Source organism: Mesorhizobium sp. Mes31, from assembly GCF_024519675.1.
Classification (GTDB): Bacteria; Pseudomonadota; Alphaproteobacteria; order Rhizobiales; family Rhizobiaceae; genus Mesorhizobium.
In genome coordinates, this window is sequence record NZ_JALJRL010000002.1 from 198,726 (window position 1) to 223,745 (window position 25,020).

25 protein-coding genes are annotated in these 25,020 nt (G+C 63.0%); 6 read left to right on the forward strand and 19 right to left on the reverse strand.

Annotated features, from left to right (window positions below):
- Positions 1–105: 105 nt before the first annotated feature.
- The gene (locus NR193_RS03585) at positions 106–732 is read right to left on the reverse strand and encodes a LysE family translocator (RefSeq protein ID WP_256749506.1); all 627 of its coding nucleotides are present in this window, start codon (positions 730–732) and stop codon (positions 106–108) included.
- Entirely contained in the window at positions 729–2,852 is a 2,124-nt protein-coding gene (locus tag NR193_RS03590; protein WP_256749507.1) for a S9 family peptidase, read from the reverse strand. Before NR193_RS03590 ends, NR193_RS03585 begins: the two co-directional genes overlap by 4 nt.
- A 116-nt stretch (positions 2,853–2,968) precedes the next feature.
- Between NR193_RS03590 and NR193_RS03595 the strand changes: the two genes are divergently transcribed.
- Together NR193_RS03595 and NR193_RS03600 are read left to right on the forward strand one after the other, a co-directional pair.
- Entirely contained in the window at positions 2,969–3,337 is a 369-nt protein-coding gene (locus NR193_RS03595; RefSeq protein ID WP_256749823.1) for an SH3 domain-containing protein, read from the forward strand.
- A gap of 428 nt (positions 3,338–3,765) precedes the next feature.
- On the forward strand, positions 3,766–4,191 hold the full coding sequence (locus NR193_RS03600; RefSeq protein WP_256749508.1) for a MucR family transcriptional regulator: 426 nt from the start codon (positions 3,766–3,768) through the stop codon (positions 4,189–4,191).
- A gap of 105 nt (positions 4,192–4,296) precedes the next feature.
- Here NR193_RS03600 and NR193_RS03605 read toward each other — a convergent pair whose 3' ends face one another.
- Both NR193_RS03605 and NR193_RS03610 read right to left on the reverse strand, forming a co-directional pair.
- Complete coding sequence (locus tag NR193_RS03605) at positions 4,297–4,725, reverse strand: SufE family protein (RefSeq protein ID WP_256749509.1); 429 nt, start codon at positions 4,723–4,725, stop codon at positions 4,297–4,299.
- A 100-nt stretch (positions 4,726–4,825) separates the two neighbouring features.
- Positions 4,826–5,176, reverse strand: a complete 351-nt coding sequence (locus NR193_RS03610) for a DUF5330 domain-containing protein (protein WP_256749510.1) — start codon at positions 5,174–5,176, stop codon at positions 4,826–4,828.
- A gap of 533 nt (positions 5,177–5,709) precedes the next feature.
- Here NR193_RS03610 and NR193_RS03615 point away from each other — a divergent pair.
- From NR193_RS03615 to NR193_RS03625, 3 genes are all read left to right on the forward strand, one after another.
- Positions 5,710–7,443, forward strand: coding sequence for a PAS domain-containing sensor histidine kinase (locus tag NR193_RS03615; RefSeq protein WP_256749511.1), 1,734 nt, complete (start codon positions 5,710–5,712; stop codon positions 7,441–7,443).
- The gene (locus NR193_RS03620; protein WP_256749512.1) at positions 7,418–8,224 is read left to right on the forward strand and encodes a peptidoglycan-binding protein; all 807 of its coding nucleotides are present in this window, start codon (positions 7,418–7,420) and stop codon (positions 8,222–8,224) included. The genes NR193_RS03615 and NR193_RS03620 overlap by 26 nt, the downstream gene beginning before the upstream one ends.
- Before the next feature lie 71 nt (positions 8,225–8,295).
- A complete protein-coding gene (locus NR193_RS03625) occupies positions 8,296–8,643 on the forward strand; it encodes a DUF1491 family protein (protein ID WP_256749513.1) in 348 nt (115 codons plus the stop codon).
- On the opposite strand, the gene NR193_RS03630 is transcribed toward NR193_RS03625, so the two are convergent.
- Positions 8,621–9,652, reverse strand: a complete 1,032-nt coding sequence (locus NR193_RS03630) for a hypothetical protein (protein ID WP_256749514.1) — start codon at positions 9,650–9,652, stop codon at positions 8,621–8,623. The genes NR193_RS03625 and NR193_RS03630 overlap by 23 nt on opposite strands.
- Positions 9,653–9,841: 189 nt before the next feature.
- Here NR193_RS03630 and NR193_RS03635 point away from each other — a divergent pair, with 189 nt between their 5' ends.
- Entirely contained in the window at positions 9,842–10,030 is a 189-nt protein-coding gene (locus NR193_RS03635; protein ID WP_091577000.1) for a hypothetical protein, read from the forward strand.
- 97 nt (positions 10,031–10,127) lie between these two features.
- On the opposite strand, the gene NR193_RS03640 is transcribed toward NR193_RS03635, so the two are convergent.
- The 14 genes from NR193_RS03640 to NR193_RS03705 all read right to left on the reverse strand — a co-directional run bounded on the left by NR193_RS03640 (position 10,128) and on the right by NR193_RS03705 (position 25,010).
- Positions 10,128–10,697, reverse strand: coding sequence for a DUF1254 domain-containing protein (locus NR193_RS03640; protein WP_256749515.1), 570 nt, complete (start codon positions 10,695–10,697; stop codon positions 10,128–10,130).
- Positions 10,690–11,274: a DUF1214 domain-containing protein gene (locus NR193_RS03645; protein WP_256749516.1), complete on the reverse strand. Its 585-nt coding sequence runs from the start codon at positions 11,272–11,274 to the stop codon at positions 10,690–10,692. Before NR193_RS03645 ends, NR193_RS03640 begins: the two co-directional genes overlap by 8 nt.
- Positions 11,275–11,383: 109 nt before the next feature.
- Positions 11,384–13,537: a transglycosylase domain-containing protein gene (locus NR193_RS03650; protein ID WP_256749517.1), complete on the reverse strand. Its 2,154-nt coding sequence runs from the start codon at positions 13,535–13,537 to the stop codon at positions 11,384–11,386.
- A gap of 247 nt (positions 13,538–13,784) precedes the next feature.
- A complete protein-coding gene (locus NR193_RS03655; RefSeq protein ID WP_256749518.1) occupies positions 13,785–15,029 on the reverse strand; it encodes a Zn-dependent hydrolase in 1,245 nt (414 codons plus the stop codon).
- Entirely contained in the window at positions 15,026–15,874 is an 849-nt protein-coding gene (locus NR193_RS03660; RefSeq protein WP_256749519.1) for a BtpA/SgcQ family protein, read from the reverse strand. Before NR193_RS03660 ends, NR193_RS03655 begins: the two co-directional genes overlap by 4 nt.
- Positions 15,871–16,782, reverse strand: a complete 912-nt coding sequence (locus NR193_RS03665; RefSeq protein ID WP_256749520.1) for a ribokinase — start codon at positions 16,780–16,782, stop codon at positions 15,871–15,873. The genes NR193_RS03660 and NR193_RS03665 overlap by 4 nt, the downstream gene beginning before the upstream one ends.
- A 2-nt stretch (positions 16,783–16,784) precedes the next feature.
- The gene (locus NR193_RS03670; RefSeq protein WP_256749521.1) at positions 16,785–17,555 is read right to left on the reverse strand and encodes a glutamine amidotransferase; all 771 of its coding nucleotides are present in this window, start codon (positions 17,553–17,555) and stop codon (positions 16,785–16,787) included.
- 32 nt (positions 17,556–17,587) lie between these two features.
- Complete coding sequence (locus NR193_RS03675; RefSeq protein WP_256749522.1) at positions 17,588–18,676, reverse strand: phosphotriesterase; 1,089 nt, start codon at positions 18,674–18,676, stop codon at positions 17,588–17,590.
- Position 18,677: 1 nt separating this feature from the next.
- Positions 18,678–19,697 carry an ABC transporter permease gene (locus NR193_RS03680; protein ID WP_256749523.1) on the reverse strand — a complete coding sequence of 340 codons (1,020 nt, stop codon included), beginning with the start codon at positions 19,695–19,697 and terminating at the stop codon, positions 18,678–18,680.
- Positions 19,694–20,494 carry an ATP-binding cassette domain-containing protein gene (locus tag NR193_RS03685; protein WP_375162681.1) on the reverse strand — a complete coding sequence of 267 codons (801 nt, stop codon included), beginning with the start codon at positions 20,492–20,494 and terminating at the stop codon, positions 19,694–19,696. Before NR193_RS03685 ends, NR193_RS03680 begins: the two co-directional genes overlap by 4 nt.
- A 94-nt stretch (positions 20,495–20,588) precedes the next feature.
- The gene (locus NR193_RS03690) at positions 20,589–21,530 is read right to left on the reverse strand and encodes a substrate-binding domain-containing protein (protein ID WP_256749525.1); all 942 of its coding nucleotides are present in this window, start codon (positions 21,528–21,530) and stop codon (positions 20,589–20,591) included.
- A gap of 140 nt (positions 21,531–21,670) precedes the next feature.
- On the reverse strand, positions 21,671–22,285 hold the full coding sequence (locus NR193_RS03695; RefSeq protein WP_256749526.1) for a cupin domain-containing protein: 615 nt from the start codon (positions 22,283–22,285) through the stop codon (positions 21,671–21,673).
- A gap of 159 nt (positions 22,286–22,444) precedes the next feature.
- Positions 22,445–23,377 carry a dimethylarginine dimethylaminohydrolase family protein gene (locus NR193_RS03700; RefSeq protein ID WP_256749527.1) on the reverse strand — a complete coding sequence of 311 codons (933 nt, stop codon included), beginning with the start codon at positions 23,375–23,377 and terminating at the stop codon, positions 22,445–22,447.
- On the reverse strand, positions 23,364–25,010 hold the full coding sequence (locus tag NR193_RS03705; RefSeq protein WP_256749824.1) for an amidohydrolase: 1,647 nt from the start codon (positions 25,008–25,010) through the stop codon (positions 23,364–23,366). Before NR193_RS03705 ends, NR193_RS03700 begins: the two co-directional genes overlap by 14 nt.
- Between the last annotated feature and the right edge of the window lie 10 nt (positions 25,011–25,020).

A 25,020-nucleotide genomic window follows, 5' to 3' on the forward strand; every position in this document is an offset into this window, starting at 1 on the left:
TCAAAACTTCATGACCTCATATATCCTCTGAAGAACACGGCGGGACGGCTTTGCAACCATTCTACCGGACCGGCAGCCATGCGACCTTGGACAGGAAACGGCGGATCAGCGTTGTTGCAGCGCCAGACGGACACCCAACGCGCAATAGATGCCGCCGACAACCTTGCCTTGCCACTTCAGCACGGTCGGATTTCGACGCAGGAACGTGCCGAGCCTACCCGCGCTCATCGCAAAAACGACCGTGCTGAAAAGACCCAGCAGAACGAAGATCGCCCCCAATGTCATCAACTGGAGCATCACCGATCCGTTCTCAGGTCGCACGAACTGCGGCAGGAAAGCGAGGAAGAAAAGCGCGGTCTTGGGGTTGAGTATCTCGGTAAGGACGGCTTGTTGAAATGCCTTGCCCGCGGATATCGCAAGGGACCCAGCAGCCGGATCGACCGGCGCTTTCTCGATGATCGCCCGGATGCCGAGATACACGAGGTAGGCCGCGCCGATGTACTTTATGATGCCGAACAGCGTCGCCGACGTGGCGATGACCGCCGAGATGCCGACCATTGCCATGACGGTGTGAAACACGTCGCCGGCGGCGATCCCGGCACCGGTCGCGATCCCCACCTTCGTTCCCGAACTCGTTGCCCGGGCGATCGTCAGCAGCGTGGCCGGACCTGGAATGAAGACAAAGCCAAGCACAACGGCGATGTAGGCAATCAAGGTGGCCAGATCGATCATTTCCGGGTTTCTCCTGCAAGATGCGCCCTGCCTGCAACCTTCAGCGCGAAGGCATAAGTATAGGCGATTTCCTCCAGCCTGGAAAACCGGCCGGATGCGCCGGCATGGCCGGAATCCATGTTGATCTTGAACAGCACCGGATTGCTGCCGCTTTTGCGCTCGCGCAGCCGCGCTACCCATTTGGCCGGTTCCCAATAGGTGACACGCGGGTCGGTGAGGCCAGCCAGCGCCAGGATCGGCGGATAGTCGAGCGCCGCGACATTGTCATAGGGCGAATAGGCGGCGATCGTCCGGTAGTCATCGGCTGACGCGATCGGATTGCCCCACTCCGGCCATTCCGGCGGCGTCAGCGGCAGGCTGGCGTCAAGCATGGTGGTCAGCACGTCGACGAAGGGCACCTCGGCGACGATGCCGCCAAAGCTTTCCGGCGCCATGTTGGCGATGGCGCCCATCAGCATGCCGCCGGCCGAACCGCCTTGTGCGATGATGCGGTCGTGGGACGTGTAGCGTTCCATGACCAGATGGCGCGCGACAGCGATGAAATCGGTGAACGTGTTCATCTTGTTCTCCCGCTTGCCGTCGTCGTACCAGCCATAGCCCTTGTCCTTGCCGCCGCGGACGTGCGCGATGGCAAAGACAAAACCACGGTCGACCAGCGAGAACCAGTTGGTGTTGAACGCGGCCGGCACGGTGATGCCATAGGAGCCGTAGCCGTAGAGCAGGCAAGGGGCGGATCCATCCAGCGGCGTGTCGCGGTGGTGCAAAAGCGAGATCGGCACCAGTTCGCCATCGGCGGCAGGCGCCATCAGCCGCCTCGTGACGTAGTGGTCCGGGTCGTGGCCGGACGGCACTTCCTGGGTCTTCAGCAGCACCCGCTCGCGGGTGCGCATATTGTAGTCGAACACCTGCGCCGGCGTCGTCATCGACGAGTAGGAGAAGCGCATGATGTCGGTGTCGTACTCATAGGAGCCCGACAGGCCGAGCGAGAAGGCCTCCTCGTCGAGAGACAGATGATGCTCCTCGCCGCTTTTGCGGTCATGCACGACGATGCGCGGCAGGCCCTCCTTGCGTTCGAGCCGCACCATGTGGTCCCTGAAGCCGATCACCGACAGGATCAGTCGGCCCGGCTCGTGCGGCACCAGCTCCTGCCAGTTGGCGCGGACCGGATCGCTCGCCGGCGCCGTCATGATCTTGAAATCCTTGGCGCCGTCGGCATTGGTCAGGATGAAGAAGATGTCGCCGCCTTCTTCCAGGTCGTACTGAAGCCCAATCTCGCGCGGCGAGACCAGCTTGGGTTCCGCAAACGGATCGCTGGCGCTCAACAGGCGATATTCCGAAGTCTCGTGATCGTTGATGCCGATCATGATCCATTCGTTGGAACGCGTGCCGCCGACATTCATGAAGAAGCCGGGGTCGGTCTCCTCGTAGATCAGCCGGTCGCGGTCGGGGCTGTCGCCAAGCGCATGGAACAGCACCTTTGACGGGCGATGATTGGGATCGAGGCGGGTGTAGAAGAAGCCGTTATCGCCGGCATTCCAGACGCCTGAGCCGCCTGTGTCGGGGATCTGATCCGCAAGTTCCTTTCCGGCGGCAAGGTCGCGCACACGCAGCGTGTAGAACTCTGAGCCCTTGTCGTCGAATGCCCATAGCAGCTTGCGATGGTCGGCTGAATGATCGACGCCACCGAGACGGAAATACGCCTTGCCCTCGGCCTCGGCGTCGCCGTCGAGCAGGATCTGTTCGACACCGCCATCGCGCGGCATGCGGAAATAACGCGGCTGCTCGCCGCCGAGCTTGAAGGATGAACCATAGGCATAGGGGCCATCCTTCATCGGTACGGAAGAATCGTCTTCCTTGATGCGGCCCTTCATTTCCTTGAAAAGCTGCTTTTGCAGTTCGACCGTGTCGGCCATCAGCTTCGACTGGTAGGCGTTCTCGGCCTCGAGTTCTGCGCGAATCCCGGCATCGAGCAAGGACGGATCGCGGAACATCTCCTGCCAGTTGTCGGCCCGCAGCCAGGCATAGTCATCGGTTCGCGTGATGCCGTGGTGGGTGTCGGACACCGGCCGTTTCTCGGGTGCTGGCGGGCTGACGATCGGAAATGCGGAAGTCTTGGTCATTGCGTCTCGCTTTGGAAGTATCTTGAATGGCGAATGAACACGTCGATCAGCGCGGGTTCAAGAGCCGCAGCCTATCGGTCGTGTAGGCTCCAGGAGATGGGCCGGGAGGAGAGATGATGACGATTTGTTCTCGGATTGCTGCGGCTCTCGCCGTTGCTTCGCTGACTCTGGCTTCTGTCGGCCAGTCTCATGCGACCGTATTCGCGGGTTGGCAAGTGGCCAATGTGCCGTTCGGCGACACGCTCAATGTGCGCAAATATCCCTCGGGGACATCCCAGAAACAGGCGGCATACCCGAACGGGACCGTTCTGCAGATGACTGGACGATGCACCGGTGGGGTAAATCTGCTCGACATCGCCAATCAACCCGCGTGGCAGCAGGAACAGAAGGTTCGCTATCGCTGGTGCGAAGTCTGGCATGATCCGGCCAAGAACGGTGACTTCGTGACCGGCTGGGCCTATGGCAAGTACATCGCCCCTTATTGATTGATTGGCCCCGCAGGCATGTCGCCTGGTTGCTGCCTGCGACGGACGTGCGGCAACCTGTGGTTTTGTCGAGAGTTGCGAGCAACCAAGGTTGCCCGCGCGATGACCAAGCAAAATCAAGCATTGAAACTTGCTTAGTGAGTTATCGCGAATGTAACGCATAGCTGACCTAACGTCAGCCGTTGCTCGTTTGGCGGGGGAAATATCGAGAAATTACATGGTGCACGAAAGATTGAAGCTGATCCGCGAATAATTGATCTACATCGTGCAATATATCGTAACAGGAGAATTGACTTACTTGGTCCGCGGGCTCATTGATGTGCCCGCGACACGAATCGCAGAAATTCTATCTGCACAAAATTCGTGCTATGCCCTGTCTGTTAAAAAAGGGCGCGGACCAAAGTAACTCCTGTTGGGGCCTGAAGACCATGGATATTGTCGAAACACCGTCCAGAAACAGCGATGCGCTGATCGAGTTGACCGCCGATGTGGTGGCCGCCTATGTCAGCAACAATCCCGTGCCGGTCGGAGAATTGCCGAACCTGATAGCCGATGTCCATGCCGCGCTTGGGCGCGTGGGCGGAACCGCCGAACAGCCGCCTGCCGACAAGCAAAAGCCGGCCGTCAACCCGAAGCGCTCGGTTCATGACGACTACATCGTTTGCCTCGAAGACGGCAAGAAGTTCAAGTCGCTGAAGCGCCATCTGATGACCCACTATGACCTGACGCCCGACCAGTATCGCGAGAAGTGGAATCTCGAACCGACCTATCCGATGGTTGCTCCCAATTACGCCGCAGCCCGGTCCCAGCTTGCCAAGAAGATGGGTCTCGGCCGCAAGCGCAAAGCGCGCTGATCGCTGCTTGCCAGATAGGATCGATCGCAACGGCGCCTTCGGGCGCCGTTTGATTTTGCAAGGCGGTCGGCAGGACGGGGTGAAGGGGCCGAACCCGGCGGGTGGTCAGGCGGTCTGCTTGAGCGCTGCCTCGGCGTCACGCTTGATGCGCTTGACCATCGAGCGAAGACCATTGGCGCGCTGCGGCGAAAGGTGTTCGTCGAGGCCGAGTTCCCTCAATGTGGCTTCCGCGTCGGTTTTCTCTATCTCGCTGGCGGTCCTTCCGGAAAACAGCGCCAGCATGATCGCGACCAGTCCGCGCACGATATGGGCGTCGGAATCGCCGGTGAAGGTGATGACGGGATCGGTTCCCGGCCCCTGTTCGGTGGTCAGCCAGACCTGGCTGACGCAGCCCGGCACCTTGTTGGCGGCGTTGCGCTCCTCGTCCGGAAATGGCGGCAGCGCCTCGCCCAACTCGATCACATAGCGGTAGCGGTCTTCCCAATCCTCAAGGAACGAGAAGTCGTCGCGGATCGTCTGGATCGTGGTCGTCATCACTCGGATATAGTCACGCAGCAGTGCCGCGTCACGGAAAAAACAAGAACACCGCGGGTGTCGAGAGGGCAGACAACCCGCGGTGCGCCGTCGAGACGGCTCAATTCTGCGCAGGCAAGTTGACTGTCTCGGGCAGGACGATTTCCTCCGGCACGCTGCCGGTCGTCGTCGTGTCAGGACCCGCGGCGGATTTGTCGTCCAGCATCGCGGCCGCGATCTTGGCTGTTTCCTTGGCGCGGGCGGTGATGGTGTGCATCGCCGACTTGCCGGTTTCACAGACATCGGGCTTGCGCTCGCAAATGCCGGCGATGTCGCCAACTGCCTCACGTGCCGCGAACAAGGCCTGGATCGGCCCAACGCTTTCGTGTCCCGACTCGTCGGAACCGACACTCAGTGGCAGCGCCAGCAACACCAGCGAAAACCAGAAAGCCATTCTTATCAGGAAGAACATGCCTTGCCTCTCGTCGTGACCGGATCATGCATCCATATGGCATGACCTCTTTTGTAGGCGGGATATTGGCACACAGCCGCAAAGGACGGCTTGCAGGCAAAGCGAGAATTTTCCTCAAATTTTAGGCAAATTCGAAACGAACCGTTTTGCAATCGATTTGATTCAGATCCGAATGATCTTCTTCACCTGTCAGAAACCATCTATCCATCTGTTTCATAATGGTTTTCTGCAAAATGGCAGGGCGCCGGCGCGAGCTTTCATCGAGGGACTGGCCGCGTCACCGAATAACCCTCCGTTTACTATGGCTGCATTTGCCCGGGCTTTCGGCCGCCGTCATTCCGATATTTGCCGCAGGCCGGGCCTTGGTCGGCCCTGCCTTATCCATTCCTTAAACGCTGGATGCGAATTTCAGAACCAACCAGAACAATCTGCAAAGCAGAGCTGTCCACGACGAGTGCGAGTGCATTGAGTTGAGTTCAATAAAGGCCAGATACGTTGAATTGCCTGGCGCAATGGCCGCTGGTTGCGAACGTATGGTCCATCCGTCCATTGTTGGGCAGAGCGACCGCGAGCGCCAGCGCCGCTTCATCGGCGTCATGCTGGCTTCTCCTTTCTTTGCCGCGGGGGCCGCGGTCACGCTGGTCACTTCGGGCATGGGCGCCGCTGTCACCGTAGCCGCCATCTTTGCGGCCTTTGGTCTATGCTGGTTCATCGCCTTGCTGGTGGCGGCGACCGGCAAGATGGCTGTGGCGGCTCAGGTCGCCCTGGCGATTGCCGGCCTTGCTCTTGGCAGCCTGATCGCCGCCGCCGGTGGACTGAGCTCTCCTGTCGCCATGCTTGTCGTGGCGCTGCCGTTCGAAGCCTGGTGGATTGGCGCCTCGCGGCGCGCGGCGCTGTGGGGAGCCGTGTCGGCGGCGGTCGCCATTCTGGTTCAGCCTCTGGCCGTTGCCGTGTTCCCGTTCGCGGGGGCGCAGATCGCCCCATGGCACTGGCTGGTGCCGTTGGCCTGGGCGCTCACGCTGGTCCCGCGCATTTCGGCGCTTCGCGACACGGCTGGCGCGGCGGATGTCGTGGACACGGCCGACCGGCTCGAAGACATCATCGATGCGGTGGTCCTGCGCGTCGCCCGTCATGGTGAAGTGCTGGACGCTTCCGCGAAGGCGCGCACGCTCTTGAAGCTGCCGCCTGAACTGCTGTCGGGAAACGGCCTCTTCGACCGCATCCACCTGTCGGATCGCGTTTCCTATCTCAGCGCATTGGCCGATATGCGCGATGGTGCGTTGTCGCGCCGGCTCGAATTGCGCATCAGGCTGCCTCAGAATGGCAACGGCCAGGCGGCCGACAACTATCGGCCGTTCTCGCTTGAACTGGTGCGGGGCGACGAGGAGGTCGACGTCTTCACGCTTGTGCTGCGCGAGAATGACGAGATCGCCCGGCTGCGTGAGGATTTCGCGGCGGCCAATGAGGCGGCCGCGTCCGCCGAGGTGGCGAAGGGACGCTTCCTGGCGGTGGTCAGCCATGAATTGCGCACGCCGCTGAATGCCATCATCGGCTTCTCGGATATGCTGCTGCACGAGATGTTCGGTGCCTTCAAGGATCCGCGCCAGAAGGAATATGTCGGCCTGGTGAGGGATTCGGGCCAGCACCTGCTTGCTGTCGTGACCTCGATACTCGACGTGTCCAGGATCGAATCGGGCGTCTACGCGACCGAGCCGGAGCCATTCCGGTTCTCGGAAGCGGTCGACATGTGCCAGTCCATGATGCGGCTGCAGGCGCAGGCCAAAAACATCGATCTGCAAGCGCAGATCGCGCCGGATGCGGGCGACATCAATGCTGATCGGCGTGCCGTGCAGCAGATGCTCATCAACCTCGTCTCCAATGCGATCAAGTTCACTCCCGAGGGCGGCGATGTCGTCATAGGCGCCAAGCGGATCGGCTCGCGTCTGCATTTCTGGGTCAGGGACACCGGCATCGGCATCGCCGAAGAGGATTTCGCCAATCTCGGCAAGCCGTTCATGCAGATCCAGAACGACTATACCCGCCGTTTCGAGGGGACGGGTCTCGGCCTTTCGTTGGTGAAGGGCCTGGTGGCGCTGCACGACGGCACGATGTCCATCGAGAGCATGCCGGGCGAGGGCACCACGGTCACCATCAGCCTGCCGGTCAACGGACCGAAGGGGCGCCCGGCGGAGAAGGCCGGAGTGCTGACGATGCCGTTGGCCATGGGGAAAGAGGACAGAAATGGCTCGCTCCGCAAAACAGCCTAAGGCGGTCAAGCGCCGCAGCAACGCCTTTCAGGATGGCGCGGTCGCGGTCGGTGGCATGATTTCGCGCAATCCTGTCCTGGTGGGCGGGTCGACGGCATTCCTGGTGACGCTGTTCTACGTTTCCGCGAATGCGTTGTGGTACCAGCCTTTCCCGCATGCCGGCGCGTTCTTCGCGACGCGCAGCATCCAGGGTTTTCCGCATGCGGTTGCCGACGAACCGGAGACGACATTCAACATCGTGCGGCCAGGTGCTTCGCCGGCGCCGGTCAAGGCTGATCCGGTGGTCGAGCAGGTGCAGGGCATACTGAAGGATCTCGATTTCTATTCCGGCACGGTCGACGGCATTTCCGGACCCAACACGCGCAAGGCCATCCAGGCCTATCAGCAGAAGGTCGGGCTCAACGCGTCCGGCGAGATCGACGCGCTGCTGCTGGATCAACTGGGCGCGACGCCGAAAACTGCTTCCGTCGTGCCGAGACCGCAACCACGCCCGGATACGCCGGCCGCCGTTCCGGTGTCCCTGCAGACGAATACCGGGCAGACAGGGCAGACGAATGCCGCCCAGGCGAATGCCTCAACGCAGGGACCCGATCCCCGCATCGTCAAGATCCAGGCCGGACTCAAGGCATTCGGCAATGACGACATGCAGCTTGATGGCGTCGTCGGCGCCCGCACCAAGGCGGCGATCAAGGAATTCCAGTCGCTGTTCGGGCTGCCGCAGACCGGCGAGCCCGATGAGATCGTGTACGTCAAGATGCGCGAGATCGGCCTGACCAACTGACGGCCGAAACGACGGCTCGCCGAGCGTCGGAAATACCGATAGATAGCCCGCACGCCTTCCGGAGTTATCTCATGCGCGTCACATCCGATCTGTGGGTCTCGGCCCTGTTGCGCCGGGTTTTCGGCGCCGGCGGATTTGCCGCCGTGGTCAAACGCGGCGCAACCGAGGCCGGCGCTGTTTTTGTCCTGGCGCGCGGCAGGTCGGGAGACATTGCCCTGTTCGGGCCGGCGCCGCAGACGAGTTACGATTCAGCGAAGCCCGACGACCGCTTCTTCAGCCTTCTCGGCACCGGCGATGATGCCGTCGTGTTCGACGCTCGACTGGAAAAGGAAAAGAAGTTCGACCCCGATATCTGGGTGGTCGAGATCGAGGCCGGTGCCGTTCCCGTCGAGGAGCTTATTTCCGTAAAGACGCCCTGAGGCCGGACAAGGCCGCCTCATCGTCATTGTTCGATGACTTGCGGCTATCGTTGTTTGCCGGCGCGGCCTCTCGAACCACCTTCGAAAGGATTTCGGCCTTCCAGAGCCGAACCTTGTCGACGGCCGCATCGCGATGCAGCAGGCGGTAGCGGTCAAGGAAGGTGCGGATCGCTTGCGGATGCGGGAACTGGCTGGGATAGACGGCAACCGTGATCAGAAATGCCCGGTCCTCGCTGAGATCGAGCGAGCGCAGTGCCGCGAGCAGCGACGCGTAGTTCTGGTTGGCGGTAAGCGATCGCGCGGTCGAGAAATCGATGTCGAGCGCGTCGGCGAGCGCGGTCTGGAAGAACGCTGCGTTTCCCGTCAGCGCTGTTTCGCGCAATTTCATATAAGTGTCCGTTCCTGTGAAAGGGTCGGACTTTGGCGCCGCCGCCTCGTCGCCAATGCGCATCATGGACCGCAGCCTACGCCGTGCATTTTCGGCGGCAATGCCAGGCAACTGTTCTCTCGTGGCGCTGCCGGAGGCGGCCTCCGTGATCGCCGGCGCGATCTGGTTCGTGGCGTTCGCGTCCGGATCCCGCACCCGCACCAGGGTTGGCCGTTCGAGCACCCTGATCAGATCGGCAATGGTCGGGTTCAGATCCTTGCGGCGCGCAATGGCGCGTGCGTGGGGCAGGCCATGCCGACCGATCAACGCGATGAGATCGATGTCGCTGACCGCGCGCGAGCGAATGAGCAGGGGGGCGGCAATGTCGACCGGTTCCTCGCAGAGACGACGCACCAGCGCGGCGGGAGCGTATTCGCATTCGGAAAGGGCGGCTGCGACATAACGGCGTGATTCGACGGACACATTGTCGAACAGCGGCAGCGTCAGGTCTTCGAGTTGGCCGATCTCTCGGCGTGACGGGCGGGTGAGCGAGCAGAACGCCGACACCGCGGCGCGAAACAGCCTTTCGGCCTTTCCCGATTCCGTTCGTACCGCGATTTGCCTGAAGTCCGAAGATGACACGAAGGATACGCCCGATACTAGACACAGACCTGGCCATGCTCGACCGGGACTATGTCGGTCGAGCGATTGCCAAGAACAAAGATCAAGTTAGCGACGATCCGTTAGCGCTCCGTTAACCCTCTGCCCTCCTTAATGACATTTGGAGGCGTTGCGTTGTGCTCCGGGGAAACCGAGAGGAATGCGCGAATCATGGGCATGGTACTGTCTTTCGTGCCGCGAACGGCACCAAGCAATCGCATAAAGCAAACCGCCGAAATGCCGGCGGCGGTGATCATCTTTCCCGGCATCCGCTACGAGCGGTCTCATGCCGGCGAAGTGCGGCCGGTCGATCCCGACAAGCCGGGCCCGCCGCGGACGAAGCCGGTCCCGCATCATTGAAGCGCGTCGCGTTCGAACGGATTCGGGCGCCGCGCTTTGGATGCTTGTTTCGCGCATGTGAGGCCCCAAAACCGGGGCCACCTTCGGGCGGCACGCACTAGAAGTCCTGCAGTTCGCAGGAACTCTGCTCGAAAAAGCGCGACACGATCGGCTTCCAGCTGTCGTCCGGCACGAAAGCGCGGATGACGAAGATGCCTTCCTCGATCGGCGCTTCGACGAAGATCGCTCCCTGCAGGTCCTCGGGAAGGTTCTTGCGCACGTCGATCATCTGCGCCGGCGTCAGCACGACGGCATCCAGCACGCCGCCGTTCGCCGTATGGTCGTTGAAGGAATAGATGTTGTGGCCGCTGCGGTCATAGACGGACACCGACCAGAATGGGACGTGTCCCGGCGCCTTGATCCGGACCATCCCTTCGCCCAGGTCGAACCGGCAAGCCGTGGCATAAAACAGCGGGTCGACGGATTTCACCACCGGCGCGCCGCCGGCTTCGGCATCGAGCCGCGTCATCTTGTAGAGGTCCGAGGCCATGGACAGGCGCGACCAGGCGTCGCGTTCGGAGAATTCAGGCACCAGCAGCAGCACGATGATATGTACGATGCCTGCGCCGACGAGGCCGAGCAGGACGGCATGCAGAAGCCTGCGCATCGCGGCATGGAAACTACGCATCGCAGCCGACCTTCACGATACGCGGCAGCGAAACGTCCGACAGGCCGGTGCTGCTGGCGATCGGCGTGTCATAGAATGTCAGCACGAAATACATCCTGCCAAAACCGTCGGTCAGCAGCCAGTTGCCCGGCATCGGGTGATGGCTGGCGAAAATGATCACCGAATTGTCGGGTTGGCGCAGCACCCCGTAGGACTGCAGCGCCGCAAGCCGCGGTTTGCCGGTTTCGACCACGCCGAGCGACTGGTCGGCGGCATAGAGTGTCCAGAACCGCGCCGTCGGAAATCCGCCCTCGATCTTGTAGGTGCATTCGCGCTTGAGTTCGCCGCCGCTCGCGTCGTGCTCCGCGACGAAGGACAGCCCCTCGGCACGGCCGAGCGCAAGCACGCCTTCGCGCGCCACGCGAGCCTTCGAATAGGGGTCGGCGGACGGCGTGCCGATGTCGGGAAAGGCCGTCCATTGGCCGATCCTGATTGCGCCGACGCCATCCTGGATTTTGAGCGCATACCAGACGCTGCCGCCACCGCCGCCGATGGCTATGGCAAGCGAAAGCAGCGTCAGCAAAGCATTCTTGAGCATGAAGGGCCAGGGACACGAAAAGTTGCCGCCCGGGGATATCGCGGCGCGGGGCCTTGTGGCAAGCGGCCCGATGGATTTGCCCAAATCCCCCGAGGCTCGTCGGGCAATGTCACAGCGCCGACAGCGTCTCCGGCGATGTCGGTGCAGCGAGGACGGGTGCCGACTGGAACAGCCTGGTCATGTCCCTCAATGTCTGCGTGGTCCGGCTGGACAGCACCGCTGGCCGTTCCGCGGCCGCATCGGCCGCCGCCTGCGCGTCGCTCTTCTTCTGCGCTTCCTCGGCCTTGGCAGCGACCTCCTCGTCGACGAAGGGTTTGTCGATGCCTGGGATCGGCTTGAGGTCTATGTTCTGGTGCGCGTAGACCATCAGGCGCTGCCACACCATCGCCGGCAGCGAGCCGCCGGTCATGTTCTTGGTCGGCGTGAAATCGTCATTACCCAGCCATACGGCCGCCGTATAGTTGCCGGTGAAGCCGACAAACCAGGCGTCGCGGTAGGACTGCGTCGTGCCGGTCTTGCCGGCGACGACGATGTTGGGAATTTGAGCCCGCCGCGCGGTGCCCATCACCGGCACCGCGGCGAGCATGGTATTCATCGATTTGAGCGCCTGCTCGGACAGCACCCGGTGCGGCGGCGGCGCATCCTTGGCGAAGTCGTAGACCACGTCGCCGGTGCGGGTGACGAGCTGCGTGATGCCGTGCCGGGAGCCGACGAAACCGTTCTGGGCGAACACGCTGTAGCCCGTCGCCTGATCCATCACGGTCATGCCCGAGGTGCCGAGCACCATCGTCTTGTGTGCTTCGAGCGGTGACTCCACGCCCATCGCCTCGGCCATCGCCTTGATCGGCGCGATACCGAGATGGTCCTTGGCCAGCCGCACCGGCACGGTGTTGATCGATTTGGCCATCGCCATGATCAGGGTGATGTTGCCCGCCGATTCGCCGCTGTAATTGTGGGGCGACCAGTTGCCCCAGCTGATCGGGCCGCCGGAAATGATGGAGTTGGGCGTGAAGCCGTGTTCCATCGCGGTTGCATAGACATAGGGTTTGAACGACGAGCCGGTCTGGCGCAACGCCTTGGTGGCACGGTTGAACTGGCTGGCGCCGTAGTCGCGGCCGCCGACGATGGCCCTGACGGCGCCGTTGGTCTCGATGACGACGACCGCGCCCTCGGTGACGTTGTACTCCTTGCCGAACTGGCGCAGGTGGAACTCCACCGATTCTTCCGCCGCCTTCTGGATGTTAGCATCGAAAGTGGTGTGGGCAACGAGCGAGTGCTGTCCCGGTTTGGCGATCTTCTTGACCTCGTCGAACGCCCAATCGAGGAAGTAGTCGGGACTCTTCTGCTCGCCGCGATCAACGACATCGGCCGGATGCAGCCGGGCCTGCAGCACCTGGCCTTCCGTCATGAAGCCGGAATCGACAAGATTGGACAGCACCACATTGGCGCGGGCACGCGCGGCCGGCAGGTTGATGTGGGGGGCGTATTTGGTCGGCGCCTTGAACAGGCCGGCCAGCATCGCCGCTTCGGCAAGGTTCAGGTCCTTGACGCTCTTGCCGAAATAGAAATCGGCGGCCGCCTCGATGCCGAACGTGCCGCCGCCCATATAGGCGCGGTCGAGATAGAGCTGCAGGATTTCCTTTTTCGACAGATTGGCCTCGAGCCACAGCGACAGGAACGCTTCCTTGATCTTGCGCTCGAACGTGCGTTCATTGGTGAGGAACAGGTTCTTGGCCAGCTGCTGGGTGATGCTCGATCCGCCCTGGACGACCGAGTTGGCCCGCACATTCTCGAATATCGCGCGTGAAAGCCCCAGAACATCGATGCCGTAGTGATCGAAGAAGCGGCGATCCTCAGTGGCGAGCACCGCCTTGATGACGTGATCGGGCATCTCGTCGACCGGCACCGAATCGCGCTGGATGATGCCGCGCTGGCCGATTTCGTTGCCGTAGCGGTCAAGGAAGGTGACGGCGAAGTCTCCCTGGGCGCGCCAGTCGCCCGCCGTGTCCTGGAAGGCCGGGATGGCCAGCGCCAGCATGACCACAATGCCGCCGGCGCCCAGCGTAAAGCCTTCGCTCAACAATTCGATGATGCCGCGACGCCAGCCGGCGACGCGGAAGCGCCGCGAGAAGATCGTCGCGGCTTCCCAGAACTGGCGCGCCTTGAAACCGATCTCGTAGAGCGAGGAATCGATCCATGCGTCGATCGCCAGCAGCCAAGCGGCGATCGGACCTCTTCTCTTGCGCGGTTCAGGACTGGCCATTCAAACACCCGGCGAGCAAGGCGCCCCACCTGAAAACCGCAAGTCGGCAATTTCACGGCGGCGCGCCGTCACGACTATTCATCCATTTTGCGGACACCCACAAGGGCGGCGAGGACACAGCTGCACGGTTTGTTGGCGGGCAGGGCAGGGGGAAGCATGAATGGCGACCGCCACCACAACAATGCGCCTTGAGCTGGCGGCTTGAAGTCGGCGCGATCGCCCTGTCCGGAGCGGCGCTTTTAAAGGATCATCGCGGCGAGGCCGCCGCGATGGCCGCCTGCAACAGGACCCGCGCGCCAGTGATCGCGTCCGCGGTCTCCACATATTCCGCCTCGTTGTGGCTCAACCCGTCACGGCACGGCACGAAGATCATCGCGGCAGGCGCGACGCGGGCGATGAAGAGCGCGTCATGGAATGCGCCCGATATCATCTGTTTGTGCGATAGCCGCAGGGAACTGACGGCGTCCTCGATGATTTTGACCATATTGGCGGAGAATGCTGCCCCGGGCATGTCGAACGAACGTCTGATCATTGCAGAGCAATGCTGGCCCGCCGCCTCCGCCGCGCAGACCGCGCGCACCTCGGCCTCGATGGCATCGACCCGCTCCGGCTGTGGATGCCGCAGGTCTACCGTGAAGCTCACGGATTGCGGTATGGCGTTGATCGATCCCGGCTGAGCGGCGATCCGCCCGACCGTCAGTCGAGCGCTGGGGTCGAGCGGCATGATCGTCGTCTGCAGCCTGTGTATCGCCGCAATCGCGGCGACCATCGGATCCCTGCGGTAGGCAAGGTCCGTCGTGCCGGCGTGACCAGCAGTGCCCTCGATGGAAACTTCCAGCCAGCGCGTGCCCTGAACGGCGGTGACGACGCCGATCGGCACCCGCTCCTTTTCGAGCGAGGGTCCCTGTTCGATATGCAGCTCGATATAGCCTGATATCGGCATGCCGGTTGGACGAAAGCCTGCCTCCGGCAAGGCGGCGATCGTCGCCTCGAGCTCCGTTGCGAAGGATGCGCCGTCGCTGCCGACAATCGATTTCCACGCGGCGGTATCGGCGCCAGTGAAGGCCATCGAGCCCATGACACCGGGCGCGAAGCGGCTGCCTTCTTCATTGGCCCAGGCAACGACCTCGATCGGTGCTTTGGTTTCAGCCCTCGCGTCCTCGAGCGATTCGAGCGCCTCGAAGGCGCAAAGCGTGCCAAGCGCGCCGTCGAAGCGCCCGCCGCTCGGCTGGCTGTCGAGGTGGCTGCCGATCAGGAGCGGCGGCAGCGTGGCATCCGTGCCCTCGCGGCGGATGAAGAGGTTCGCGATGCCGTCCTGAAAAACCGTGAAGCCGCGCTCCAGCGCCAGTTCCGCCAGCAGGCGCCGGGCGTCACGATCCTCGACGCTGAATGCCTGCCGGTTGACCCCCCCGGCGGGCGTCGCGCCGATCCGGGCGAACGCGTCGAGCCGTCCAAGCAGCCGCTCGCCATTGATCTCCGACACCAAAGTCACCGCTTGAGGCCGCGTATGAAGGCCTTCACCCGTTGCGGATCGACCTGGTTCCACCAGACGCCGTCATGTTTCAGCGAACTGGCGACGATGACGCCGTCGACGATGTCTAGAATGTCGTTGGCGTTGTCGGGCGTCACCCCGCTGCCGACAAGCGTTGGCAGTCCGGCGGCGTCCTTGATCATCCTGATATAGCCGAGGTCGGCGGCGTGGCCGGTGCGTTGGCCGGTGGCGATCACCGCATCGGCGTCGAAGAACACCAGGTCCTTGACCTGTTCCTCGATCGGCCGGTCGCCGACGATCGCGTGGGCGCCATGCTTGACATGCGCATCGGCGAAGACGCGGATGCCGTTGGCCCGAAGTTTTGCACGGAACCGCATGGCGCGCGCCGCTTCGCCTTCGATAAAGCCCTCATTGGCGACATAGGCGTTGGCCCACTGATTGACACGGACGAAAGAAGCACCGGAGGCACTGGCGATCGACAGCGCCGGGATGGAGGCATTGGCAAGCACGTTGATGCCGATCGGCCGGCCGAGCTCCCTGCGGATACGGTCGGAGACGACTGACATGTAGGCGGAGGTTTCAGGACCGATGTCATCCGGTTTGGCAAACGGCACGTCGCCGTGGTTTTCGACGATCACGCCGTCGCAACCGCCATTGAGATAGGCCTTGGCGTCGTCGAGGCCGCGCTGGTAGATAGCCTCGACCGCCTCGCCATCGTAGCGCGGCGCGCCCGGCAGGGGGGCCAGGTGAACGACGCCGATCACCACCTTGCTTCTGCCGAAGATCGACTGCAGCGCGTCATTCGCAACCTGTTTGGAGCCGATGGAGTTGGGGGATTTTGTCATGCGGTTTCCGCTTCCGTCGTTTCCATGAGCGTTTTCATCTCCCGCCTGTCGGGGCAGGAACCGAGCGTGCCGGCGCGTCCGACCGAGATGGCGGCGGCGCGTACCGCGATCCGCGCCGCCGTGGCGAGGCCGATGCCGGCCGCAAGGCAACCGGCGAGGAAGCCGCAAAACACATCGCCCGCGCCGCTGGTGTCTAGCACGGTCACCCTGGGCGCAGCGATCCGTTCGACGTGTCCTTCGTCCTTGGCCACCAGGCAGCCCAGCGCGCCAAGCGTCACGATCGCTGCGCCGGCGCCTTGACGGATCAATTCGCGAGCTGCCGCGGCAGGATCGCGGGCTCCGGTCAGCTGCTCGGCTTCGCCTGCATTGACGATAGCGAGGCTGACGGCGCTCAAACTGGGTACACGGCCGGCAGCAAGCGGGCTCGGATTGAAGATAGTGACGGCTCCCGCGTCGCGCGCCGCGCTGAGGCAGGCCGTCGTCATCTCGGGAGGAAGGTTGCCCTGCATCACCACGATGTCGCCGTGTTCGACTGATCGGACAAAGCCACCGTCTGCCAGCGGATCGAAGGCGGCGGCGCAACTGGCGCCGGTGACGATGAGGTTCTCGCCCCGCGCATCGACCATGACCGTCGACCGGTCGCTTGGCAGCGGCAGCATCGTCAGATGGCTGGCGTCGAGGTCGCGGCTCAACTGCTCCCTTATCCATGCTCCGGCGGCATCGTTGCCGATCGCCGCATGGAAGCGGACATCGGCTCCGGTACGCGCGGCCGCCACCGCCTGGTTCGCACCCTTGCCGCCAAGTCCGTCGGCATGTTCCGATGCGTTCAGCGTCTCGCCTGGCTGCGGAAACCGGTCCAGCCGAAACGTCGTATCGACGCAGACATTGCCGACGACATGGACGCGCATGGCTAATCCCTGGCCGTTGCCCAGCCCAGCATCTGTTCGAACAGTGTCTTGTAGCCATTCCAGGCGATGAAGCCCGGCGGCAGCCAGTGCGGGCCGACATCCGAGGTCCAGGCGACGGTACGGCCCTTGCCATATTTGCCGGTCACCAGCAGTGGCAGGGAACGGTAGTCGGAAGATACGGTGGCGAGAACTTCCGCACCGTCCTTGACCATAACTTCGTTGAAGCCGAGCAGGATCGGCCAATCCTTGCCCAGGCCCTTGAGGATTGGATGGTTCTGCGGACCGACAACGACCGGCGCATAGCCCTCCGGAACCTCGACGCGGTCGTCCACCGGCAGGCACGTGACCGGTAGCACGTCCTCGACCGGCGTCTTGTGATAGCGCGCGCCGCCATTGATGCCCTGGAAGCTGTAATAGCCGCCGAACATCAACAGGCCGCCGCCATTGCCGACATAGTCGCGCAACAGGCGCAGCCGGTTCGGCGTCGGTTTGGAGTGGACCCAGGTGTCGGGGTGAAGCAGCAGCGTGTTGGCGCCAAGATCGGAAAGCACGACGGCGTCATAGGCCGAAAGCGTCTCCATGGTCTGGGGGAAACTCCGCTGCGCCTCATGCGCCGGCATGAAAGTGACGTCGAACGGACTGTCCTTCAGCGCGGCCAGCAGTTCATCGGCCCCGGTGTGATAGGTCACGGTCGGAAACTGGTCGAAGCCCTTGATGTGGGTCGCGGTCGAGACCCAGGACTCGCCTGCGAGAAGAACCTTCTTCCTGGACATGTAAACTCCCTTGTTGCTCTTGAAGCCGCGGCTCAGAGGCCCTTGGCAAACACGGTCTTTGGGTTGTCGATGAGCATGCGGTCGATTGCCGACTGCTCGACACCATGGCGCTTCAGCCTCGGCACGAAATGCTTGAGGATGAAGCCGTAGCCAAAGCCGCCGAAGCGCGTCAGCATGATCTTCAAGAAGACGTCCTGCGACAGCAGAATCCGGTCGACCAGCCCCATGTCGATCAGCGAGCGGATCGCCTGCGCATTCTGTTCGTCGGAAGGCGATTGCGCGTCCTGGTCGGCATAATAGAAATCCATGCCGATCATGTCGTATTCCAGGAAGGCGCCGCGCTCGGCAAGGCTTCTCTGGTAGGCCAGATCGTTGTGGCTCGGGTTCATATGGCACAGCACCGTATGGCGGAGATCGGCGCCTTCCGCCTCCACCACGTCAAGCACGTCATGTGCCAGCCGTTCCCAGCCGGGCAGATGGATGGTCAGCGGCACGCCGGTGATTTTGGCCGCGCGCGCCGAAGCCCGCAGCGACTTGCGCTCCTCGTCGGTGAAATCCTTGCTGACGCCGACCTCGCCGATGATTCCGGCCATGATTTCGGGCTGCGTCGTCCCGCCGCCGACATCGTTGACCAGGAATTCGGTGACGTCGTCGACGTCCATCGCCTTCAGCCAGTCGGGATGGGTGTGCTGCAGGTAGAAACCCGTGCCCATGACGATGCGCAATCCGGAGGCGCGGGCAATGCGCGCCAGCTTCACCGGATCGCGGCCGATGCCGATGTTGGTCGCATCGACCACGGTATGGCCGCCGAGCGCGCGGTATTTCGCCAGTTCCGAAAGCGCCAGGTCGCTGTCGTCGAGCGAGACGTTGTCGCGGTTCATGTAGGGGTTCATCCGCAGCTCGCCGATGATCTCCATGCTGACAGGCTGCTCGGCGATTTTCCTGTCGTCGGGATGACAGGGGCATTTCCACGATGTCGCGCCGTCGAGCAGGATATGCTCGTGCATAAGCGTCACGCCCATGTCGGCGATCGCGACCGGGCCGGTCACGGTCATCACGGTGCCGGAGCGAACACCGATCGGCGCCCGTTCCCTTGGCTTGTCGTCGAACAGATGATCCATGTCAGCGGCTCCGCGTTGCGCCCTTGAACAGGCGGAAATTCAGCCAGATGGCAACGAGGATAATTGTGCCGGTGACGATCGGCGTCAGGAAGGGCGACATATGCGCCAGGATCAGGCCGTTGCCGATGACCGCGACGGTCAACGCGCCGAGCACGGTGCCGATGATCGTGCCGCGCCCGCCGAAAAGGCTGGTGCCGCCAAGCACCACGGCGGCTATGACATCGAGTTCGAAGCCCTGGCCGGCATTGGATGAGCCGGAACCGAGCCGGGCCGCGAGAATGATGCCGGCCGACGCAGCCGCCATGCCCGACAGGATATAGACGAAGAGTGTCATGAAGCGCGTATCGACACCGGCGCGGCGCACGGCCTCGGCGTTAGCGCCGATGCCGGTCACATAGCGGCCGAACGGCGTCTGGTTGAAAGCGAGATAGGCGATAATCAGGACGGCAAGGGCGAGCAGCGCCGGCACCGGTACCCCGAGGAACCATGCCCTTCCGATGTTGACGAAGAAGCTCGTCGGTTCCACCGGGATCGAATAGCCGCCGGTAATCAGCAGCGCCACGCCGCGGATGACGGAGAGACCGGCAAGCGTGACGATGAAGGCCGGTATGCGCTCATAGGCGATGAAGAAGCCCTGCAATGCGCCGATCGCGGCCCCAAGCGCCAGCATGGCGATGACGACCAGCGGCCACGGCAGGCCAGCCTGCAGCAGGACGGCCGACAGCGTCGCCGTCAGCGCCAGCACGGAGCCGACCGAGAGATCGATGCCGCCGGTGGTGATGACGAAGGTCATGGCTGCCGCGACGATCAGCAGCGGCGCCGACTGGCGCACGATGTTGAGCAGATTGGGTGTTGTCAGGAAGGAACCGGTGATCAGCGAGAAGACCACGCAGACGACGATGAAGAACAGCGCAATGGAGACGACGCTGCCATTGGCTATCGCTACATCCCTCCAACTGCTCTTGCGGGCGCGTCTGGACGGCGAGGCGCCAATATCGGCCGACGGTGAGGTGACGTTCATGGCTGTACCCCCTCATCGCGGCTGGCGCGCGCCGAACGCGCGTTGAATTTCCGGCCGACGATCAGGTTCACGACCTCCTCGATGCTGGTGTCGCCGATCCTGCGTTCGGCGACATTGCGGCCTTCGTACATGACCTGGATGCGGTCGCAGACCAGGAACAGATCCTGCAGCCGATGGGTGATGAGGATGACGCTGACGCCACGGGCGCTGACGGCGCGGATAAGCTCCAGGACCGCTTCGACTTCCGCCACCGCAAGGGCCGCCGTCGGTTCGTCCATGATCAGCACCGACGGATCGAAGGAGGCGGCGCGGCCGATGGCGATGGACTGGCGCTGTCCGCCGGATAGGTTTTCGACCTTGAGCCTGGTGTCGGCGATGACGATGCCGAGACGGTCGAGCATATTGCGCGTCTCGTCATGCATGCGCCTGTTGTCTAGAAAGGGGACGCCGAGAACGTGGCGGCGCGGTTCGCGGCCGAGGAAGAGATTGCCCGCCACATCCACCGTGTCGCAGAGCGAAAGGTCCTGGTAGACCATCTCCACCCGTGCGGCGCGGGCATCCGCCGGCGATGAAAAGGTAACGGCCTTGCCGTCGATCTCGATCGTCCCGGAATCCGGAATGACCGCACCGGACAGAACCTTGCTCAGGGTGGATTTGCCGGCGCCATTGTCGCCGACCAGGCCGAGCACCTCGCCAGGCTTCAGGTTCAGCGAAACATCGTCCAACGTCTGGATAGGGCCGTATCGTTTGGAAATACCGGTCATCCTGACGCGGTAGGTTTCGCCATCGCTCATCATGGTTCCAGTTCTCTAGGCGACATGTTCAGTCGGTCGCCGGGCCGCGCAGTCGACCCATCAGGTCAACGCGCGGCCCGGCGGTCTGGGGAGGATATTACTTGAACATGTCCTTGAACTGGCCGACATTTTCCTTGGTCACGATGGTGATCGGGACATTGATGATCGGATCGATCTTCTCGCCCTTCTTGAGCTTGCCGAAGGCTTCGATCGCAGCCTTGCCTTCACCAGCCGGATCCTGCTGGACGACGGCGACAACCCAGCCCTCTTCGAGACCTTGCACCGCCGACTTGGTCAGGTCCCAGCCGAACACCTTGACGTCGCCGGTGCGGCCCTGGCTGGTGACGGCGGAAACCGCGCCGAGCAGAGCCGGCTCGCCGGTCGCATAAAGCGTCGTCATGTCGGCATTGGCGGTCATCAGGTTCTCGGAAGCGGACAGGGCGACGTCCTGTACGTTCTGGCCATCGACCGTGTCGAGGAAAGTGACTTTCTGGCCGCTATCGGTAACGGCCTTCTTGAAGCCGTCGAGGCGCTGGTTCTGGATGAACGAATTGAGCGCGCCGACGACGCCGATCTTGGCGGTTCCGTTCATCTTGGTCTTGACGTATTCGGCGTAGAACTTCCCGATATCCTCGCCGGCCTTGGTGTTGTCGACACCGACGAAAGCGACGTTGTCGCCATTGGGGATCTGCGCATCAATGGCAATGACCGGAATGCCGGCGGCCTTGGCCGCGGTGATCGCCGGCTTCACACCGTTGACATCGATGGCGACGAGAATGATGCCGTCGACCTTCTGGGTGATGTAGTTCTCGATCGCGTCGTTCTGCGCGCTCGGCACGTTGTTGGCGTTGAAGATGACGAGATCGACGCCGGCAGCCTTTGCCGCTGCGGTGGCACCGTCATTGATCTGGTTGAAGAACAGAGCCTGCTGGTTGATGGTGACGAGCGCGTAGGTCTCGGCCATGGCGGAGGCAGAGCCGAGCGCGAGGGTCATGGCGATGGCTGCGGCGCAGCCTGAAAGGATCTTGGTAAGACGCATTCCGGTTCCCCTTGGTTTTGCGGAAAAGGCCCTTGATCGGGCTCACCTGGCGCTGAGCGCACGGGCATAATTCAAGATACTTGATTTCTTGTCAAGTGACTTGAATTAGCGTCAACGAGAGGAAACGAGGGCTGGCCAGATCAGAATGTCGCCGGCGTATTCACCCAGAAAATGCTGGCGCGTTCGTCGCCGACATTGCGGTACCAGTGCGGCAGTTCGGAGTTGAAAACGAAGGAATCGCCGGCGGACAGGCGAAACGTCTTTTCACCCACCATCAGTTCGATGGCGCCTTCCAGGAGATAGCCGACCTCCTCGCCCGCATGCCGGATCGGGCCGGCGCTTTCGCCGCCCGCCTCGATATGGTGGATGTTGCACTGCAGGAGATGGCCCGGCGAATAAGGGATGACGCGCTCGAGCGAAATGCCTTCGCCGCGCCGCAGCGGATCGAGCGCGATCAACGGCCGCGCTCCAGCCCGAAAGACGATGCCTTCCTCGCCATCGGCCTCCTCGAACATCCAGCCGATATTGGTTCCGAGCACCTCGACAAGTCGGTGAAGCATGGGAAGCGAGGGCGAGACCTTGCCGTTCTCGACCTTGGAAAGCAGGCTTTCAGAGCAGTTGGCGGCGGCGGCGAGCGCCTTCAGGGTCAGGCCCCGCGTCTGCCGGGAGAGCTTCAACCTCGTGCCGAGCCGCAAGAGGCTGGTGGCGGTCGAGCGCTCGTCGCCCTTCCTGTTGTGGGTATCGATCTTGTTCATTGGTGGGCGCGAACATCTCCGCTGGCTGGGCTGACTCGTAAAACCGATCCTTAGCGTTGTCCATCCTCATGAAAATCGGACAACGCTTCGGATCGGAACCACGGACCCAGTCCGGGGCGCCGCGCCCGCCTTTTCAACACTAGCGAGAGCGGCAGGCCCTCACGCCGGTTCGCGCTTCAACGCCTGCGCCATGCAGTGGATGCCGCCGCCGGTCTTGGAGATCTCGCTCATGTCGACGGCCGCGACCTCGAAACCGCGCGCCTTGAGCTGGCCGATCAGCGTCTGGCTGGAGGTCGGCGCGATCACCCGGTCCTTGCCGAGCGACATGAAGTTGCAGCCGAGCGCCATCGTGTCCTGGAACGGCACATCGATGATCTCATGGCCTTTGCCCTTCAGCCAGTCGACGATGCCGGGCTCGGTGCAGGCGAGGCAGACGGCGGTCAGCTTTTCTGCGATCGGCACCACCATCAGGTCGATATGGACGTAATATTCGTCGATGAAGGCGATGCGGGTCTCCCAGCCCTCCTTGTCGAACCAGGCCTGCACCTGGCGGGCGCCTTCTTCCTGGGTGCGGGCACCGCCGCAGCCGATCAGCACGACGCCGTCCTCGATGACGTTGAAGTCGCCGCCCTCGAAGGTGCCGGCCGTGACCATGTCGTAGATCGGGATGCCTAGTTTCTCATAGGTGCGGATCGCCGCGTAGTTCTCACCGCGCCGCCACCAGTTGGCCATCGCGGTGATGATGGCGCCATACGGCGTCATGACGCTGGAATCGCGCGAGTAGACCTGCATCGGCAGTTCCGGCGTCGGCTCGTGCCAATGGATGTTGACGCCGAAATGCTCGTAGGCGGCGACAAGGTCCTTGTGCTGCGCCTGCGCGATCTGGACGTTGCAGGGCGCCTCGCGCAGATGCTTGCGCGACAGCGAACTGGTCGACAGATGACGCAGGAAATTGGGCGAGCCGAGCAGCACGTCGGTCAAGACATCGGTCTCGTTGGCGAAGCCCCAGGCGGTCAGCGGATTGGTGCCGCCGGCGGGGGTGCGGCGCTGCAGCGAAAACGGCTCGGCGACAATGCGGTCATGAACGGTCATGGGGTTCTCCTGATGGCGCGGCTTGGGGTGATTGATTGCTTGATGATTGAAGGCTGGGGATCCACCAGTCGCGCCCGCGCGCGGTGGTGACATATTCGGGCCAGCGAAATCCGATCGGCGGTTCGTAGTCGCAGAGCGGCGCGATCCAGTTCGCGCCGCCGACACCGCCACCGGTACGGGCAACGAATTCATCCATCGCCGCATCACGGGCGGTCTTGTCTTCCAGCAGGCGAAGGGCGGCGAGCGCGATCGTGCGGGAGGCGCAGACCACCATCGGGTCGATGGTGGCGGGAATGCCGCCCAACGCATTCATCACCCAGGACGGATAGACGTGGCCATTTCCGGAACGAAGTGCCGGACGGGCGACGTAGAACCGTGCCGTCGGCGTATGCCAGGACATGTCGGTATAGTCGTCCGAGGTCGAATTGAGCTGTGACGGCGGCAGGTCGCGGCGCAGCATGGCTTCGGCCTCTTGCGGCGCGATCAGCTGCTCCATCTCGGCAAGGAACGGCTCGTCGGTTGCTGCTCCGCCGGCATTGACCTGGATTTCGCGGGCGACTGCTTTCGCCGCCTCGTCCCAGCGCGGCGGCCCGACGGTGCACAGCGCCTCATAGGCGATCGTTGCCATGGCGTGGTTGGCCAGCCCCGGCCGTGACTTCGACACCCAGTGCCGCTCGGTGCGGCAGCCGCTCATGCTGGCAGCGGCCTGGGCATTGCGGTCGAGCACGGCGGTGACCTGTTCGGCCATGGCAAGCGTCGGCACGCGGATCATGTACTGGATTTCAGCCAGTCCCGCCGGCAGATTGTCGGCGGTCGCCTGGCCGGCGGTGAGGATCGCCTCGCTGATCGACCAGCCGCCCTGATGTGGCAGCATGGAATCGCGCAGCGCCTTGGAGGCCATGTACATCGTCATCAGCGCATCATTGGCACCGGGCGCCCTGACCGCCGAATGCGCCTGCGGGATCGGTGCGCCGTCGCCGCCAGCCCGTGCCCAGTGTTCGGGCTCGTCGCAGATGAAGCGATAGATCATCGCGTAAGCCGCGCCGCAATGCGTGTCCCAGCGCGCCGTGTTGCAGAGCGGCAGCATGTAGAAGGGGTGGAAGGAGATCATGCCGGCAAGGTCGTCATAATAACCCTTGGCGGCATGGATCGGCTTTGACCCGCGCACCTTTTCCGCCGGCTCACCGGTGAAGCGCAGCGTGCCTGATATGCCGTGGCGCTGCATGGCCGCCTTGGTCGCCAGCAGCCCGCCGAGGCTCGAAATGCCCAGTCCGGAATGCGGGTCGGTATGACCGCCGGCATGTTCGGAGAGACCTGGGCGCGGACGCTTGACCGTCGCGGCATCCTGGCAATTGCCCGGTACCGCGTCGTATTCGGCGTACATGCCAACGGTCGGGCCGGGGCCATTGGTCCAATGCGCGCAGAATGCCGTTGGCATGCCTCCCGAGCCTTCCTCGACGGAAAAGCCCTCGCGCTTCAGTCGCTCCACATACCAGGCAGCGGATTGATACTCGCGCCATGCGGTTTCGCCGAAATCGAAAATGGTGCGCGTCCACGCCGACAGTAGCGGCTGGATGCCGTCGAGACAGGCAAGTGCGGTTGCTTGCGCCGAAGTGGTGGCCGCTTTCTCCATGGCAGAGAAG